The organism is Ruegeria sp. CH6 (assembly GCF_056537005.1).
Genome location: NZ_JBQFQS010000001.1, coordinates 729,822 through 745,265, shown reverse-complemented (window position 1 = coordinate 745,265; position 15,444 = coordinate 729,822). Strand labels below are relative to the sequence as shown.

Here is a 15,444-nt window from a genome sequence, read left to right as displayed (position 1 = left end):
GTCTGAGTTGGCTTCAGCTTCCTTGTCATGGTCATCCGACCCTCACAAAATCATGGAACCGCTTTTCTCAAAACCCATCAAGGAAAACCCCGATTTACCCAGCGTCATCACCATGGTGCCCGCAAGCCCGCACAACCAACTCACACGATTGCTGGCAGCGCTGAATAGCCTCGAAACCGGATCCGTCCTCCTCCTACGCGCTCATCCAGCAACCTGTAATCCGGATATCTCTGGAGGAACCGCCCCAGAGCAACGCGCCCTTCGAGCCGCGCCAAGGTCAGTCCAACACAGACATGTGGTCCCCCAGCAAAAGCCAGATGGCGATTGGGCTTGCGTGATATGTCAAATTTCTTCGGATCATCAAAGACTGCAGGATCCCGGTTTGCTGCGCCGATACAGAGATGCAGATTGGTTCCTTTCGGTATGTTCAAACCATCCAACTCGATATCGGCCGTAGTTTCCCGATTGCCGAATTGATTTGGCGAACGAAAGCGAAGGATCTCTTCAACCGCTGGGTTGATCAGATCGGGATCATCCAACAACCGCCGACGCTGCTCCGGATAATCGTTAAGCAATGCTAAACCGTTACCAATCAGGTTTGTAGTCGTTTCGTGTCCGGCGTTCAGGATGAAGATACAGTTCTGTAGCAACTCGATTTCACTCAGTTGCCCATCTTCCCCTTCCCCTCGGATCAGACGGGTCAGAACATCTGTCTCCGGGTCACCAGGTTTCGTTCGCCTGCGGGTAACCAGATCACTGAGATATTCTTTAAACTCAGTAACAGCCGCATGGCCGGTGGCCATTTGCTGCTCGGTCAACGAAGGTTCCAGAGCGCCCAGAATTGCAAGTGACCAGTCGCGCAACGGGTCGCGCTCATCCATTGGAACATCAAGCAGATTACCAATGATCTGAATGGGAATGGTTGAGGCAAAATCTTCGATCAAATCCACCTGCCCTTTGCCCGCCATCCGATCCAGCAGTATATCGACGGTGTCGATCAGGCCGGGCTCCATCTTGGCTATCGCGCGCGGTGTAAGCGCAGATGTCATGATCTTTCGAACCCGGGTGTGTAAAGGCGGATCGGAGAAAACCAAAGAAGTGGTGTGATGCTCGAACAGAGGCGAACCGATACCGTATTTCGGACCAAACGCCGCCTTCTTGTCCGAAGAATACAGGGTGGTATCGCGATATATCCGGTCCAGATCCGAATGACGTGACAACAGGACCGATCCATCTGGTTGCCGTAACACCGGGGCATCGGACAGCAGAGCATCATAAAATGGGAATGGATCGTCCACAAATCCATTAGGAGGATTCATCAAATCCAAATGTCGAACAGATAGTGTGGCGCTGAAATCATCCATAGCTGTCTCCCTGACCCCAAGGCGTAGCGTAATGAAATTGTGCAAACAACTATTAGAATGAGACCATGGTGACATGTCACAGCGGCCAAGCTAAGACGGGTTCATGTCTGATCCGGTTTCCTCAATCCGCAACCTTGGCCCAGCCTTTGAACAGGCTTGCACTCGTGCGGGCATTCACTCTGCCCAGCAATTGCGGGAACTGGGTGCGGACGAAGCCTATTCCCGGCTGTTGGAAGCAGGGACGAAAGCCCATTTCATTGGTTATTATGTGCTGGTCATGGGATTACAGGGTCGCCCTTGGAATGACTGCAAAGGCGAAGAGAAAAAAGCCCTGCGTCAACGGTTCGACCAGATCAAAGCCGGAATAACCAAGGCACCGCAATCACAACTGGTCTCTGAACTGGATGCGATTGGCGTACGCGTGGCACCCAAGGATTTGAAACCTGTATAGAGCACAAAAAACAGCCGCGCCTTGTTCAGGCACGGCCTCTGGAATTCAACTGATGGCGAATTAGCCGACCAGTTCGATACCCGAGAAGAAATATGCGATTTCAACCGCTGCAGTTTCAGGTGCGTCCGAACCGTGGACCGAGTTTTCGCCAACTGATTCAGCGAACTCGGCGCGGATGGTGCCAGCTGCTGCGTCTGCAGGATTGGTTGCACCCATGACTTCACGGTTCTTGGCAATGGCGCCTTCGCCTTCCAGAACCTGAACAACAACAGGTGCCGACGACATGAATTCGCACAGTTCGTCATAGAACGGACGCTCGGCGTGTACTTCGTAGAACTTGCCAGCTTGTTCTTTGGTCATGTGGATGCGCTTTTGCGCAACGATGCGCAGGCCGGCTTCTTCGAACTTGGCATTGATCTTGCCAGTCAGGTTGCGGCGGGTTGCATCGGGTTTGATGATCGAGAATGTGCGTTCCAGTGCCATGTCGGCCTCTCCTTACTATATGGCGCGCGGTCCGCGCCGAAATCCATCGCGCGCCGCCTAACACGGTATGTGCCTCATGAAAAGTGGAATGATTGCGACCATGGAATTTGGCGATCAGATTGTGTCCGGCAAGGGCTCCAACGCGTCAACCCGACGAACGTAAAGAACAGCGAGCAGGCCGATAAAGCTGCTGGCAAACATCATCCCAAGAACCAGGAACGGCCCGTTTTCGGGCGTGACGAAAGCGCCTGTCATTGATGTCAGCACAGCCCCCAATGCCACGATCATTGCCCCGGATAGACCTGCCGCGCTGCCGGCCAACTTTGGGCGCACCGACATCACCCCAGCCGCGGCATTGGCGTTCGTCAAACCGTTGCCAAAGCCCACAAAAATAGCAGAGCCAAAGAACACCCAGACTGACCCTTGATCCGCCAGGAAAAGAAGCAGGCCACAAAGCGGACCAATCGAGGCAAATACCCGGCCGATCAGGATCATGGTCGTCAATTGCGTTCTTGCCGCGATCCGCCCGGTGATGAAGTTACCGACCATGAAGCCGCCGGTGATGATACCAATCCCAAGACCCAGCATCGCCGGGCTTAGATCGAACCAAACGGCCGCCACCAAAGGGGCACCTGTAATAAAGCTGTAAAAGCCCCCAATCGAGAACGCTGCGCATAGCGCATAGCCCCAGAACCGGCGTGCGCGAAACAGATGCGGGTATTCCCTCAATTGGGCAGAGAACGTTGCGGATCGGTTCGTGTTGGTTTCGCCCATATCCGCCCACAACAACAGCAGCATTCCGGCACCAAGAGCGGAGTACAATACGAACCCTGCCCTCCAGCCAAACAGCATATCCAACGCACCGCCCAGCATCGGCCCCAGCATCGGAGCGAGAGCCATCGCCATAGCGACATAGCCGAGTTTGCTGGCCGCCTCGTTGGGGGTGTACAGGTCGCGGATCGACGCGCTGGACAGCACAGGACCGGCCACGACCGCCGCCTGCAAAAGGCGAAAACCAAGGAACACCCAGATCGACTCTGCCAGGACGCAGCCCAGCGAAGCGCAGGCGAAAACACTCATGCAAATCAGCAATACGGGCCTGCGGCCAAACCTGTCCGACAAAGGCCCCATGATCAATTGCAGCACTGCCGACACGGCCAGATAGCCCGCAACCGACAGGTTGATCAGGGCGTAATCAACCTGAAAGTCCTCTCCCATCCGCGCCAGCGACGGCAGGAACATGTTCAGCGACAACACCGAAAGCGCCGTGGCGAAAACCAATGTGATCAAAGAAGGGGGCGTCTGGGCCGCTCGCATGATGAAAACCGTCGAGAAAAATCAATCGGAACAGCGCTAACACATCGTCTGTGCTTTGAACATGTCAAGCTGCTGGCGGCGGCATCACCGCTCTGCTAAGAGCGCGTCATGCTACGGATCGAAGACATAACCTATGCGGTTGAAGGCCGCCCCCTGTTCGATGGGGCCAGCGCAACTATTCCAGATGGACACAAGGTCGGTCTTGTGGGTCGGAACGGCACGGGAAAAACCACCCTCTTCCGGCTGATCCGGGGTGAGTTGGCCTTAGAATCAGGCAATATCGTGCTGCCAAAACGCGCCCGGATTGGTGGGGTGGCACAGGAGGTCCCTTCTTCTGATGTCTCGCTGATCAACACGGTGCTGGCCGCGGATATCGAACGCAGCGCATTGATGGCTGAGTCCGACAGCGCCACTGACCCTGCCCGCATCGCCGAGATTCAAACTCGCCTTGCCGATATCGACGCTTGGTCGGCCGAGGCCCGTGCTGCCTCGATCCTCAAAGGTCTGGGGTTCGATGACGAAGACCAGTTGCGTCCTTGTTCCGATTTCTCGGGCGGCTGGCGGATGCGTGTCGCACTGGCAGCGGTGCTGTTTTCGCAACCCGATCTGCTGTTGCTGGACGAACCGACCAACTATCTGGACCTTGAGGGCGCGTTGTGGCTGGAAAGCTATCTGGCAAAGTACCCGCACACTGTCATCATCATCAGCCACGACCGAGGACTTCTAAACCGGGCTGTTGGATCGATTCTGCATCTGGAAGACCGCAAGCTGACCTATTACGCCGTGCCTTACGACAAGTTTGCTGCACGGCGTGCTGAACGACTGGCACAGGCGGAATCGGAAAACGCCAAGGCCAAGGCCCGCATCGCGCATCTGCAGAGTTTCGTGGATCGCTTCCGCTACAAGGCGTCGAAGGCCGTGCAAGCCCAGTCTCGCCTGAAGATGATCGAGCGCATCCAATTGGTCTCGACCCCGCAAGAAGCCGCGCTGCGCGCATTCTCATTTCCTGAGCCTGAGGAACTGTCCCCTCCGATCATCCAGATCGAAGGCGGTGTGACCGGCTATGGTGAAACCGAAGTGCTGCGCCGCCTGAACCTGCGTATCGATCAGGATGACCGCATCGCCCTGCTGGGGAAGAACGGTCAGGGCAAGTCGACCTTGTCCAAGCTGTTATCCGACCGCCTGCCCCTGATGGCCGGCAAAATGACCCGCAGCAACAGGCTGCGCATCGGATATTTTGCACAGCATCAGGTGGACGAACTGCATATTGACGAGACGCCGCTGGACCACCTACGGCGCCTGCGGCCGGATGAGGCTCCGGGTAAGTGGCGGTCGCGCCTTGCTGGTTTCGGTTTGAATGCTGATCAGGCGGAAACGCTGGTCGGCCGCCTTTCGGGCGGTCAGAAAGCACGGCTGTCGCTGCTGATCGCTACCATCGACGCGCCGCATATGCTGATCCTCGACGAACCAACCAACCACCTGGACATCGAAAGCCGCGAGGCGCTTGTCGAGGCATTGACCGCCTATTCCGGCGCAGTGGTTCTGGTCAGCCATGACATGCATTTGCTGTCACTGGTTGCTGATCGTCTGTGGCTGGTCTCGGACGGAACTGTCAAACCTTTCGACGGCGATCTTGAAACCTATCGCACCATGCTGCTGGCCCGCGACAAACCGGTCAAAGAGAAACCGCAAACCGCAAAACCAAAGCGTCCATCGCGCGAGGCGATGCTGGCGCTGCGCGCGGACCTGCGAAAATGCGAAGACCGGCTCGAGAAGCTGACTGACATGCATGATAAACTGTCAGCCAAATTGGCGGACCCTGCGCTGTATGAGGTCGACCGGATCAGCGATCTGGAGACCTGGAATCGCAAATTCTCAGAAGTGGTCGAGGCAATGCAACGCGCCGAAGCCTTGTGGGTCGCTGCCGCCGAGAAACTGGAACAGGCGGAGGGTGTCGCATGATCGATATGGCATTCTTCATCACGGCGTTCACTACCTTATTCGTGGTGATTGACCCCTTCGGCACCGCTCCGATCTTTGTTGCATTGACGCAGGATATGGATGCTGCGACCCGGCGCCGTGTCGCGCTGCGTACTTGCCTGACAGCATCCGGCATCCTGATCGCCTTTGCCGCCTTTGGCGAAGCCGTATTGGGGTTTGTGGGAATTTCGATGGAGGCCTTCAAAGTGGCAGGCGGTGCATTGCTGTTCCTGACTGCTTTGGACATGCTGTTTGAACGCCGCACGAAACGACGTGAAGACCGGGTCGAAGAGGAAGAGCACCCTGACCCTTCGGTGTTTCCCCTTGCCATACCACTGGTCGCCGGTCCCGGCTCTATCGCGACTATCATCCTGCTTGCTGGTGAACATCCCGGCATTCAGGGCATCGCCGCCGCAAGCGCTGTCATGCTTGCAGTGATGGCTGTTGTTCTGTTGTTCTTCCTGTCCGGTGGTCTCATCGCGCGTTTTCTGGGCAAGACCGGCCTGAATGTTCTGACACGTTTGCTCGGCATGCTGCTGGCAGCACTGTCCGTTCAGTTCATCCTTGATGGTCTCAAAGCCTTTGGTTTTGCGTCATGAATCACCATATAGTGGCCAGGTTCGTAATTTCCGGGTGACGGTATGGATGGCTACGATTTCGGGCGTTTGACTTATCTGGTTCTGCTGGGTGCAGCCCTGCTGTTCTGGTTCATTACGCAAAATCGTCAGTCTTTGGGCAAGACGATGCAGCAGGTCATGGCCTGGGTCTTCATCTTCGTTGGTGTCATTGCCCTCGTTGGCCTGTGGGAGGATATTCGTTCCACCGTCAGCCCTGCTCCGCAAATGGCAGTGACAGGCAACACGATCGAGGTTCCGCGCTCCTTTGACGGACATTACTATCTTCCGATGCTGGTGAACGGTGAGCCCATTACTTTTCTTGTCGATACTGGCGCCAGCCAGATCGTGCTTAGCCCTCAGGACGCCAAGCGCATTGGTATCGATCTGGATCAGTTGAACTATTTCGGTCGCGCAGCAACTGCGAATGGTGTCGTTCGCACCGCTCCTGTGCGCCTGGACAGTCTGACGCTGGGTCCGATCACGGATAGCAACGTTTCTGCCTGGATTAACGAAGGTGACCTGAATCAGTCACTGCTGGGCATGGATTACCTGCACCGATTTTCCAACATTCAGTTTGCTGACGGCCGATTGGTTCTGTCTCGATAAGCAACTGACCTGTGCTTTCAGGCTCGATTTCCAATTGAGAACAAAAAGTGAACGATGTATCCTAACCACATGTCTGCACACCTTCTTGGCCGCAAACCCGCGCGTGAGGCGCCGGGGGTTAAACTGCATAATGAGATCACATTGCAACTGGGCCGCGTGCATGAGGCCTGCGGACCTGCAAGGCGCAGCTTTGCCATGTGGCTGGCCAGCCAGACGCAGAGAGAAGTTTTGTGGATTTCGCCAGCATGGGAGGTGGAGAAGCTGAATCCCGAAGGCATGGTCCCCTTTGCTGATCCGGCACGCTTCCTGTTTGCACGCGCTCAAAACGCTAAGGATTTATTGTGGTGTATGGAGGAGGCGCTGCGCAGCGGTGCAGTGCCTCTGATCATTTGCGATCTGCCAGAAGCCCCGGCCCTGACACCTGTTCGGCGGATGCATCTGGCGGCGGAACAGGGCGGAACGATGGGGCAAGCGCCGCTGGGCCTGTTGCTGACCCCCGGCGATGGTGGTGCGCAAGGGATCGAGACGCGCTGGCACATGGCCCCCACCTATCGAAACGAGGCCACCAGCTGGACTCTGACCCGTCGCCGCGCGCGTGCCCTGCCCCCCGCCACGTGGCTGGCCACCCAGACGGAACCTCGTGCCAGCCTGCAGGTCAAACAGATCACCACTGAAGATACGCCTGTATGACCGCATAAAGATCACAAAGATGAAGGAACTTGTGAATGGCCAAGACCTGCGCTGCGCCCTAGCGTTCAGGCATGGGCCAAACGATATCCACTCACCGCTTTCCTAAGTCTCGCTCAACTGCCCAGCGAGGCCAAATACCCGAAAAAGAAGGCAGTAAAATAGCACTGTCCCGCCGAAGCGTGATCGCGGGCATAGCCTTGTTGCCCGTTGCGCAAGTCGCGCAGGCTGCTCTCAGCCCTTACGCTCTGGTTCCTTCCGGCACGACTGTTTCATTTTCATTCAATCTTTCCGGGGTCGCGCAGACCGGCACCATGCCAATTCAATCAGCAAACATTCGGATCGACACAAACCGCCTGCAAAACAGCCGGGTAGACGTCGTCATGAATGTTGCAAAGGCACGGACCAAATTACCCTTCGCACAGATGCCCATGCTGAGCCCGAGCGTTTTAGACGCGGCACGTTTCCCAACAATCCGTTTTGTCTCGACCAAGATACAGCTGGGACCAGGAGGGCGTATCTCGAACGGGGCGAGCATCACCGGCAATGTCACCGTCCGCGGTGTCACCCGCCCCATTACCCTGCAGGCCAATCTGTACAGACAATCAGGTTCAGACGTGAAAGACCTTGATCGACTCTTCATTCACCTCAAAGGGGCGCTAAACCGGCATGATTTCGGCGCATCGGGCTATCCCGATCTGGTTCAAGATACCGTGGGTCTGAATATCCGTGCCGAGATCTTGCGCCAGACTTGACCCGTGATAGACAAAAAACGACGCGATAAAGTCGATTAGGTGCGCGCAACCCTGTGCGATACCGCCAAGCTGGGACCGTTATGCGCACGATCATTTCCTTTGCCGCCCTTTTTCTTTCTGTCATTTTGCTGCAGCTCTCGACGGGCGGCGTTGGACCACTGGATGCAATCTCGGGACTGACACTTGAGTTTTCGACCGAACAGATCGGTCTGCTGGGGTCGGCACATTTTCTTGGCTTTTTCATCGGATGCTGGTGGGCACCGCGCCTGATGGGCAATGTCGGTCACTCGCGGGCGTTTGCTGTTTGCACGGCATTGGGTGCGATGGGGTTGATCGGACACACTCTGACCGACAACCCGTATATCTGGGCAGCGCTGCGTATCGCCTCAGGCACATGTGTGGCTGGCAGCTACACGGTGATTGAGGCGTGGCTGAACGCCAAAGTCACAAATGAAACACGCGGGCGAGCGATGGGCACCTATCGCATCGTCGATATGGGCGCATCTCTAGGGGCGCAGCTGATCATCGCCGTTCTGCCGCCTGCATCCTACGTTTCGTACAATCTGCTCGCCATATTGTGCTGCGCGTCACTCCTGCCTTTGACACTGACCCGCGCCAGCCAGCCTGAGACACCTGATGCGCCACGTCTGCGTCCGAAACTGGCATGGCACAGCTCCCCACTGGCAGTTGCCGGAGTAATCGTCGCCGCGCTGAGTTCGGCCTCTTTCCGGATGGTTGGTCCGGTTTACGGACAAGAGGTCGGTCTGGGCGTGGATCAAATTGCCTTCTTCCTGGCATCCTTCGTTCTGGGCGGAGCCTTGGCCCAATATCCGATGGGCTGGCTTGCTGATAAATACGACCGTCGCTGGGTATTGATCTGGCTTTCAATTGCCGCAGTCCTGAGTTGCGGGATTACCATGGCCGCCAGCGGAACCGGTACACTGGGTGTTATGCTCGCAGCAGGTCTGTTCGGCTTTACAACATTCCCAATCTTCTCGGTGTCCTCGGCGCACGCAAACGACTTTGCAACGACAGAACAACGGGTCGAGTTATCAGCCGCCCTGATGTTCTGGTACGCTTTGGGTGCTATCGCATCCCCCTACATCTCCTCGACACTGATCCAGCAATTCGGCCCGGGCGCCTTGTTCGCTTTCGTAGCGCTGGGACATGTTTTCCTGATCATCTTTGGACTTGCGCGGATGCGATCACGTCCAACTCCGGAAGAGCGCACGAACTATGTCTACGCGCCCCGCACATCCTTCACGATCGGTCGATTGTTGAAACGCTCTCGTGAGGGCAGATAAAAAAGGGCCGAGATAATCCCGGCCCTTTCATCTTAGTGTTCAGTCCGTGGCTTCTCTTCAACCACCACGGCCTCTTCCGCTTGTTCTACCGATGGTTCAAGTGCGCCGTTGACGATACCGCCGACGCCCTGCTCCATCGACAGACCCAGCTCTTCGCCCAATTTCTTGAGCGCTGGCATCTGAACCGCCATTCCCATGATCGAGTCCAATGCCTGGTTGACCACTGGCTTGTCACCGTTCGACGCAGCACCACCGCCATTTGCCCCACCGATGCCACCAACCTGATGGATCTTGATCGAGTCGATCTTTTCGGCCGGCTTGACCATTTCCGCGATGATCGAAGGCATGGTTTCGATACGTGCCATATCGACCTTCATCCGGATCTGATCCACTGACAGCGCATTATCTGCTTCAACGATCGCACGCTTACCTTCCGCTTCGGCCAGCATGTCGTTCTTCTTCGCCTCGGCACGGATGTTAAGCGCGTCCGCTTCGGCTTGCGCTTCCTCACGACGGGCTTCGGCACGGTCAGCAGCGGCCTCTTTCTCGGCCTGCGCGGACAGACGGATCGCTGTCGCCTGACGCTCGGCCTCACGAGTCGCTTCGATCAGAACGATCTGCTTCTGACGCTCGGCCTCAGCCACCTGACGCGCTGTTGCCACAGCTTCGGTCGCCTTTGTCGCCTCAGCACGGGCCAGATCAGCAGACGCACGCGCGCGGCTTTCCTCTTCGGATTTCTGCGCGATGATGATCTGACGCTCCTGCTCGGCGACTTCGATTTCGCGTTCTTTGGCGATCTCCGCATCGCGGATTTTACGCTCACGCTCGATTTCGGCCGCGCGAATGGCTTCTTCACGGGCGATCCGGGCACGCTCAGTCTCCCGCACCGAGTCTTCGGTCCGTGCAGCAATCTCAGCCTCTTGCGCCACGCGCAGGGTTTCGACCTTCTGCGTCTGTTCGATACGTGCCTGTGCCTCATCCTGCTCAATCAGCAGCTTCTGGCGTTCTGCTTCCATCGCGGCACGACGCACTTCGACCTCGGCTTCGGCATCAATCTGCGCACGCTCTTTCTTGGACACGGCGATCACTTCGGCCAGCTTACGCATACCCACGGCGTTAAAGGCGTTATTCTCGTCCAGAGCTTCAAACGGTGTCTGGTCCAGTGCGGTCAGTGAGACGGATTCCAGTGACAGACCGTTCTTCAGCAAGTCCTCGGATACCGCATTCTGCACTTCTTGAACAAAGTCAGCACGGTTTTCATGCAGACCGTCCATGGTCATCTGAGCAGCCACGGCGCGCAAACCGTCGATCAGCTTGCCTTCGATCATCTCGCGCAGCTGCTCGACGTCGAATGTTCGGTCGCCGAGCGTTTGGGCCGCGCGGGCGATGCCCTCTTCTGTGGCCATGACCGAGACGTAGAACTCAACGCCTACATCGACACGCATACGGTCTTTGGTGATCAGAGCGGCCTCGCCACTGCGCTGAACCTCAAGACGCAGCGTCTTCATGTTGACTGGGCTGACTTCATGCAGCAGCGGTACGATGATTACGCCGCCATCCATGATGACTTTCTTTCCGCCTGCACCGGTTTTCACGAGACTGATTTCTCGGGTCGCGCGTTTATAAAGACGGCCAAGCACAAGGCCAATAAACAAGAGTACCGCTAAAATGGTCACAACTGTGACGGCAAGGAATGGAAGTTCCATGCAATATCCTCCGTGATGGGGTTAGAAATTTTGGTTATTCAGACAAGCCGACCAGAACGAACCGGTCGCGCCGTCGGTCGCGCAGCACAAGCACTTCGGTGCCCTGAGCCAGCGCATCCTTGTCCTGCAACGGCTCGGCGCGCAGGTAGTGCGAATTGCCAAATCGGTCAGTCACGCGAACTTCAGCCGGACGGCCCCTTGCGGCGGTGCCTTGGGTTACGACACCACGGCGGCGGGCCAGCATCCGTTCGGACGTAGCCTCGGTTTCAGTTTTGGGCAGCAGGCGAGCGAATACTCCGCCGAACCCTCGCGCAAACCAAAGGCCAAATGCACCTGCAGGAATTGCCGCTAGCCAGGATGGCAGGTCAAAGCCCACCAAATCGCGCAGCGCCAGTTGCAGACCCATACCGCTCAGGCCGAATCCGGCCAATAGAACGACTAGCCAGATCATGAAGGGCATCTTTCCGATGCCCAACCAACCAAACGGACCTACCGAAGCGGTTTCGGGCGCTTCGACCTCAACCTCGGCCAATTCGAAATCGCCCAGATCGACATCAGCATCGATATCCAGGTCGAAATCACCGACATCCAAATCAGGGGCGTCGACCATGTCCAGATCGGCTTCCGCCTCGCCTGCCAGCAGACTTCCACCCAGCAGTAATGCGATCAGTTCCAACGCAAGAAGGCCGAACAGAAGCGCAAGCGCCATTGTAAAGGGCACAAAAGCACCCTCTAGTAGAAAGTCGAACATCAGCAGGTTGTTCCTATTTTGGTATACATCGGTATACAGTTTAGATGGGAAGTCATGACGAAAATTCAAGAGGTTGTGATTCTAAACTTCAACCTATGGGTTGTGTGGGGGTCATTCAGGTTGCAATCTGTAATCCCGTATCCAGTGAATTTTTCACTGTGTCGCTGCTTAAAGTAACATCTGTGCCAAAGCCGGGCTTTTGCTGGCCGGTCACATAAGGTAGACGGGCGCGCAGACAGTTACGCGGATACGGAACATGGCTCGGATTCTCATCACCTCGGCGATCCCCTATATCAACGGGATCAAACACCTCGGCAACCTGATCGGCTCGCAGTTGCCTGCTGATCTGTACGCACGTTACCAACGTGGCCGGGGGAACGAGGTCATGTTCCTTTGTGCTACCGACGAACACGGCACCCCAGCTGAACTTGCGGCTGCGAAAGCGGGCAAGCCTGTCGCAGAATATTGTGCCGAGATGTATGGCATTCAGGCGGACATCGCCAATCGCTTTGGCCTGAGCTTCGATCACTTCGGTCGTTCATCCAGCGATCAGAACAAGAAGCTGACACAGCATTTCGCGGGCAAGCTGGACGACGCAGGACTGATCCGCGAAGTCACCGAGAAACAGGTCTATTCCAACGCCGACGGCCGCTTTCTGCCTGACCGTTATATCGAGGGCACCTGCCCCAATTGCGGTTATGACCGCGCACGCGGTGACCAGTGCGAGAACTGCACTAAGCAGCTGGACCCGACCGACCTGATCGAGCCGCGTTCAGCCATTTCAGGTTCGACCGATCTGGAAGTGCGCGAAACCAAACATCTGTATCTGCGTCAATCCGCAATGAAGGATCAGCTGGACGCGTGGATCGACAGCAAGAGCGATTGGCCGATCCTGACCACCTCGATCGCCAAGAAATGGCTGCATGACGGTGACGGCCTGCAGGATCGTGGGATTACCCGCGATCTGGACTGGGGTGTTCCAGTTAAGAAAGGCGATCAGGATTGGCCCGGAATGGAAGGCAAAGTCTTCTACGTCTGGTTCGACGCCCCCATCGAATACATCGCTTGCGCCAAGGAATGGGCCGACGCCAATGGCAAAACTGACGCCGATTGGGAACGCTGGTGGCGGACCGACAAAGGTGCAGATGACGTGCGCTATGTCCAGTTTATGGGCAAAGACAACGTGCCCTTCCACACTCTGAGCTTCCCGGCCACCATTCTGGGATCGGGCGAGCCGTGGAAGTTGGTCGATCACCTCAAATCGTTCAACTACCTGAACTATGACGGCGGCCAGTTCTCGACCTCGCAGGGTCGTGGCGTTTTCATGGATCAGGCGCTGGAGATTCTGCCCGCCGATTACTGGCGCTGGTGGCTGCTGAGCCATGCCCCCGAGAGCAGCGACAGCGAGTTCAACTGGGAGAACTTCCAACAGTCGGTGAACAAGGATCTTGCGGACGTTCTGGGCAACTTCGTCAGCCGGATCACCAAGTTCTGCCGGTCGAAGTTCGGTGAAGCTGTCCCTGAGGGTGGTGCTTATGGCGAGCGTGAGCAAGCCCTGATCGACGAACTGACCAAACGCGTCCGCGCCTACGAGGGGCATATGGAAGCGATGGAGGTCCGTAAATCGGCGCAGGAACTGCGGGCAATCTGGGTCGCGGGCAATGAATACCTTCAGGCCGCTGCGCCGTGGTCGACCTTCAAGGAAGATCCGGAACAGGCCGCTGCGCAAGTGCGCCTGGGCCTGAACCTGATCCGCCTTTACGCAGTACTGAGCGCACCGTTCATTCCCGAAACCTCGGCCCGAATGCTAAGCGCGATGAATACCCTGGACACCAGTTGGCCGGACGATGTTGCCGCCGCACTGTCCGCCCTGCCCGCCGGCCACGAGTTTGCTGTGCCGGATGTGCTGTTCGCCAAAATTACCGATGAGCAGCGTGAGGAATGGCAAAGCCGATTTGCCGGTCAGCGCAGCTAAGTTCGGACCAGATTAAATGCAAAGAATGGGGGTCGTTCAGACCCCCATTCTTTCGTTCAAGGGTATGGCACAGACGTCAATGCCTCGTGTCGGCACAAGCTTAAGTCTGCCAAGCTGCGGGGAAATCTGCGCAATCTCTTGTACAACTACAAATTCAAATGCTTGAGATATGACTGCAAAACAGCCATCCTGCCTAAGAATTCCGTCGACTCGGCTCTTCGATAACTCCGCTTCGACGCAACGATTGTAGTTTGAACGAGGCAATTGCCATGTCCCTTGCATTGAAGCATTCAACTTCCTCTCATAACGGCGCGATCACGACATTGTTCAGACGCGCCGCAGTACTTTCCTGCATCGGACTGGCGCAACCGGTTTTGGCGCAAGACCAAAGCGAGGCTCCTCCCCCCAAAGTTTCAATTGCAGCAGCTTACTCTGAGGAGATTACCGACGAAGCCGTTTTCATCGGACGTGCAGAGGCTATCGACAAGGTCGACATCGTTGCCCGTGTAAGCGGCTTTTTGGAAAGCCAGAATGTCGATGACGGCGCTTTGGTCAAAGAAGGCGATCTGCTTTTTACGATCGAACCCGATCTGTACGAGGCCAACCTTGAGGCGCGCAAAGCAGATCTGGACCGCGCCGAAGCAAATCTGGAACTGGCCAAAGTCGATCTTGCCCGAAAAGAAGAACTCTACAAGCGAGACGCGACCCCGGAATCCGAGCGTGACATCGCGCGCGCCAACGAACTTGTTGCCGAGGCCGAGGTCAAAGCAGCAAATGCTGCCATCCAGCAAGCTCAGCTGGATCTGAGCTATACGGAAATTCACGCGCCATTCGATGGACGCATTGGTCGGGTAGCGACCAGTGTTGGTGATGTGGTCGGCCCTACTAATCCACCTCTGGTCAATCTGGTCAGCGAAGCCCCGATTTATGTGAATTTCTCACTGAACGAAAAGCAGTTCACGTCGGTTCTTGAGCAATACGGAGAGAGCGCGGCTTCGCTGGCGGAAAGCAACAAGAGTCCCAACGTTCATGTGACATTGCCCAACGGTACCGAACTGGACGAAACGGGCCGTATTGTTTTTGTCGACAACCGCATCGACCCGCTGACCGGCGCAATTACTGTGCGGGCTGAGTTTGACAACGCGCAGCGCTTGATCATCGACGGAGCTTTCCTGAGCGTTGGTATCGAAGCGCTGGAGCCGACACTGCAAGTCCTTATTCCTCAAGCCGCTCTGCAGCGTGATCAGCGGGGTGAATTCGTGCTGGTCGTCAATGATAAGCAGATGGTTGAACAGCGCTATATCACCACTGGCGACACAGTGGGCTCTGCCGTAATTGTTGCCGATGGCCTGCGTGAGGGCGAAAGCGTAATCGTCGAAGGGCTACAGCGCGTACGTCCAGGCGTAGCGGTGGACGCGGTCGTCGCTTCTGAGCAGCCGGGAGAGTAA

14 protein-coding genes are annotated in these 15,444 nt (G+C 56.6%); 9 read left to right on the top strand and 5 right to left on the bottom strand.

Going from position 1 to position 15,444, the window contains the following annotated elements; all coding sequences use genetic code 11:
* Positions 1-140 precede the first annotated feature (140 nt).
* A complete protein-coding gene (locus tag ACR0CW_RS03760; protein WP_480786861.1) occupies positions 141-1,364 on the bottom strand; it encodes a cytochrome P450 in 1,224 nt (407 codons plus the stop codon).
* Positions 1,365-1,467: 103 nt separating this feature from the next.
* Between ACR0CW_RS03760 and ACR0CW_RS03755 the strand changes: the two genes are divergently transcribed.
* Positions 1,468-1,815 (top strand): TfoX/Sxy family protein, encoded by a 348-nt coding sequence (locus ACR0CW_RS03755; protein WP_480738646.1) that lies wholly within the window; start codon positions 1,468-1,470, stop codon positions 1,813-1,815.
* Between the two features lie 60 nt (positions 1,816-1,875).
* On the opposite strand, the gene ndk is transcribed toward ACR0CW_RS03755, so the two are convergent.
* Both ndk and ACR0CW_RS03745 read right to left on the bottom strand, forming a co-directional pair.
* Entirely contained in the window at positions 1,876-2,298 is a 423-nt protein-coding gene (gene ndk / locus ACR0CW_RS03750; RefSeq protein WP_155143779.1) for a nucleoside-diphosphate kinase, read from the bottom strand.
* 114 nt (positions 2,299-2,412) lie between these two features.
* Entirely contained in the window at positions 2,413-3,615 is a 1,203-nt protein-coding gene (locus tag ACR0CW_RS03745; protein ID WP_480786860.1) for a multidrug effflux MFS transporter, read from the bottom strand.
* A gap of 108 nt (positions 3,616-3,723) precedes the next feature.
* Between ACR0CW_RS03745 and ACR0CW_RS03740 the strand changes: the two genes are divergently transcribed.
* The 6 genes from ACR0CW_RS03740 to ACR0CW_RS03715 all read left to right on the top strand — a co-directional run bounded on the left by ACR0CW_RS03740 (position 3,724) and on the right by ACR0CW_RS03715 (position 9,564).
* Positions 3,724-5,577, top strand: a complete 1,854-nt coding sequence (locus ACR0CW_RS03740; protein ID WP_480786859.1) for an ABC-F family ATP-binding cassette domain-containing protein — start codon at positions 3,724-3,726, stop codon at positions 5,575-5,577.
* Positions 5,574-6,194, top strand: coding sequence for a MarC family protein (locus tag ACR0CW_RS03735; RefSeq protein ID WP_155143782.1), 621 nt, complete (start codon positions 5,574-5,576; stop codon positions 6,192-6,194). The genes ACR0CW_RS03740 and ACR0CW_RS03735 overlap by 4 nt, the downstream gene beginning before the upstream one ends.
* 42 nt (positions 6,195-6,236) lie before the next feature.
* Positions 6,237-6,818: a retropepsin-like aspartic protease family protein gene (locus ACR0CW_RS03730; RefSeq protein ID WP_170332949.1), complete on the top strand. Its 582-nt coding sequence runs from the start codon at positions 6,237-6,239 to the stop codon at positions 6,816-6,818.
* A 69-nt stretch (positions 6,819-6,887) separates the two neighbouring features.
* Entirely contained in the window at positions 6,888-7,508 is a 621-nt protein-coding gene (locus tag ACR0CW_RS03725; RefSeq protein ID WP_480786858.1) for an ImuA family protein, read from the top strand.
* Between the two features lie 179 nt (positions 7,509-7,687).
* A complete protein-coding gene (locus ACR0CW_RS03720) occupies positions 7,688-8,260 on the top strand; it encodes a YceI family protein (protein ID WP_480786857.1) in 573 nt (190 codons plus the stop codon).
* Between the two features lie 80 nt (positions 8,261-8,340).
* The gene (locus ACR0CW_RS03715) at positions 8,341-9,564 is read left to right on the top strand and encodes an MFS transporter (RefSeq protein ID WP_155143787.1); all 1,224 of its coding nucleotides are present in this window, start codon (positions 8,341-8,343) and stop codon (positions 9,562-9,564) included.
* 32 nt (positions 9,565-9,596) lie between these two features.
* On the opposite strand, the gene ACR0CW_RS03710 is transcribed toward ACR0CW_RS03715, so the two are convergent.
* Together ACR0CW_RS03710 and ACR0CW_RS03705 are read right to left on the bottom strand one after the other, a co-directional pair.
* Positions 9,597-11,270, bottom strand: coding sequence for a flotillin family protein (locus ACR0CW_RS03710; RefSeq protein ID WP_480786856.1), 1,674 nt, complete (start codon positions 11,268-11,270; stop codon positions 9,597-9,599).
* 34 nt (positions 11,271-11,304) lie between these two features.
* Positions 11,305-12,021, bottom strand: a complete 717-nt coding sequence (locus ACR0CW_RS03705; protein WP_480786855.1) for an OB-fold-containig protein — start codon at positions 12,019-12,021, stop codon at positions 11,305-11,307.
* A gap of 256 nt (positions 12,022-12,277) precedes the next feature.
* Here ACR0CW_RS03705 and metG point away from each other — a divergent pair, with 256 nt between their 5' ends.
* Together metG and ACR0CW_RS03695 are read left to right on the top strand one after the other, a co-directional pair.
* Positions 12,278-13,996, top strand: coding sequence for a methionine--tRNA ligase (gene metG, locus ACR0CW_RS03700; RefSeq protein WP_480786854.1), 1,719 nt, complete (start codon positions 12,278-12,280; stop codon positions 13,994-13,996).
* 269 nt (positions 13,997-14,265) lie between these two features.
* The gene (locus tag ACR0CW_RS03695) at positions 14,266-15,444 is read left to right on the top strand and encodes an efflux RND transporter periplasmic adaptor subunit (RefSeq protein ID WP_480786853.1); all 1,179 of its coding nucleotides are present in this window, start codon (positions 14,266-14,268) and stop codon (positions 15,442-15,444) included.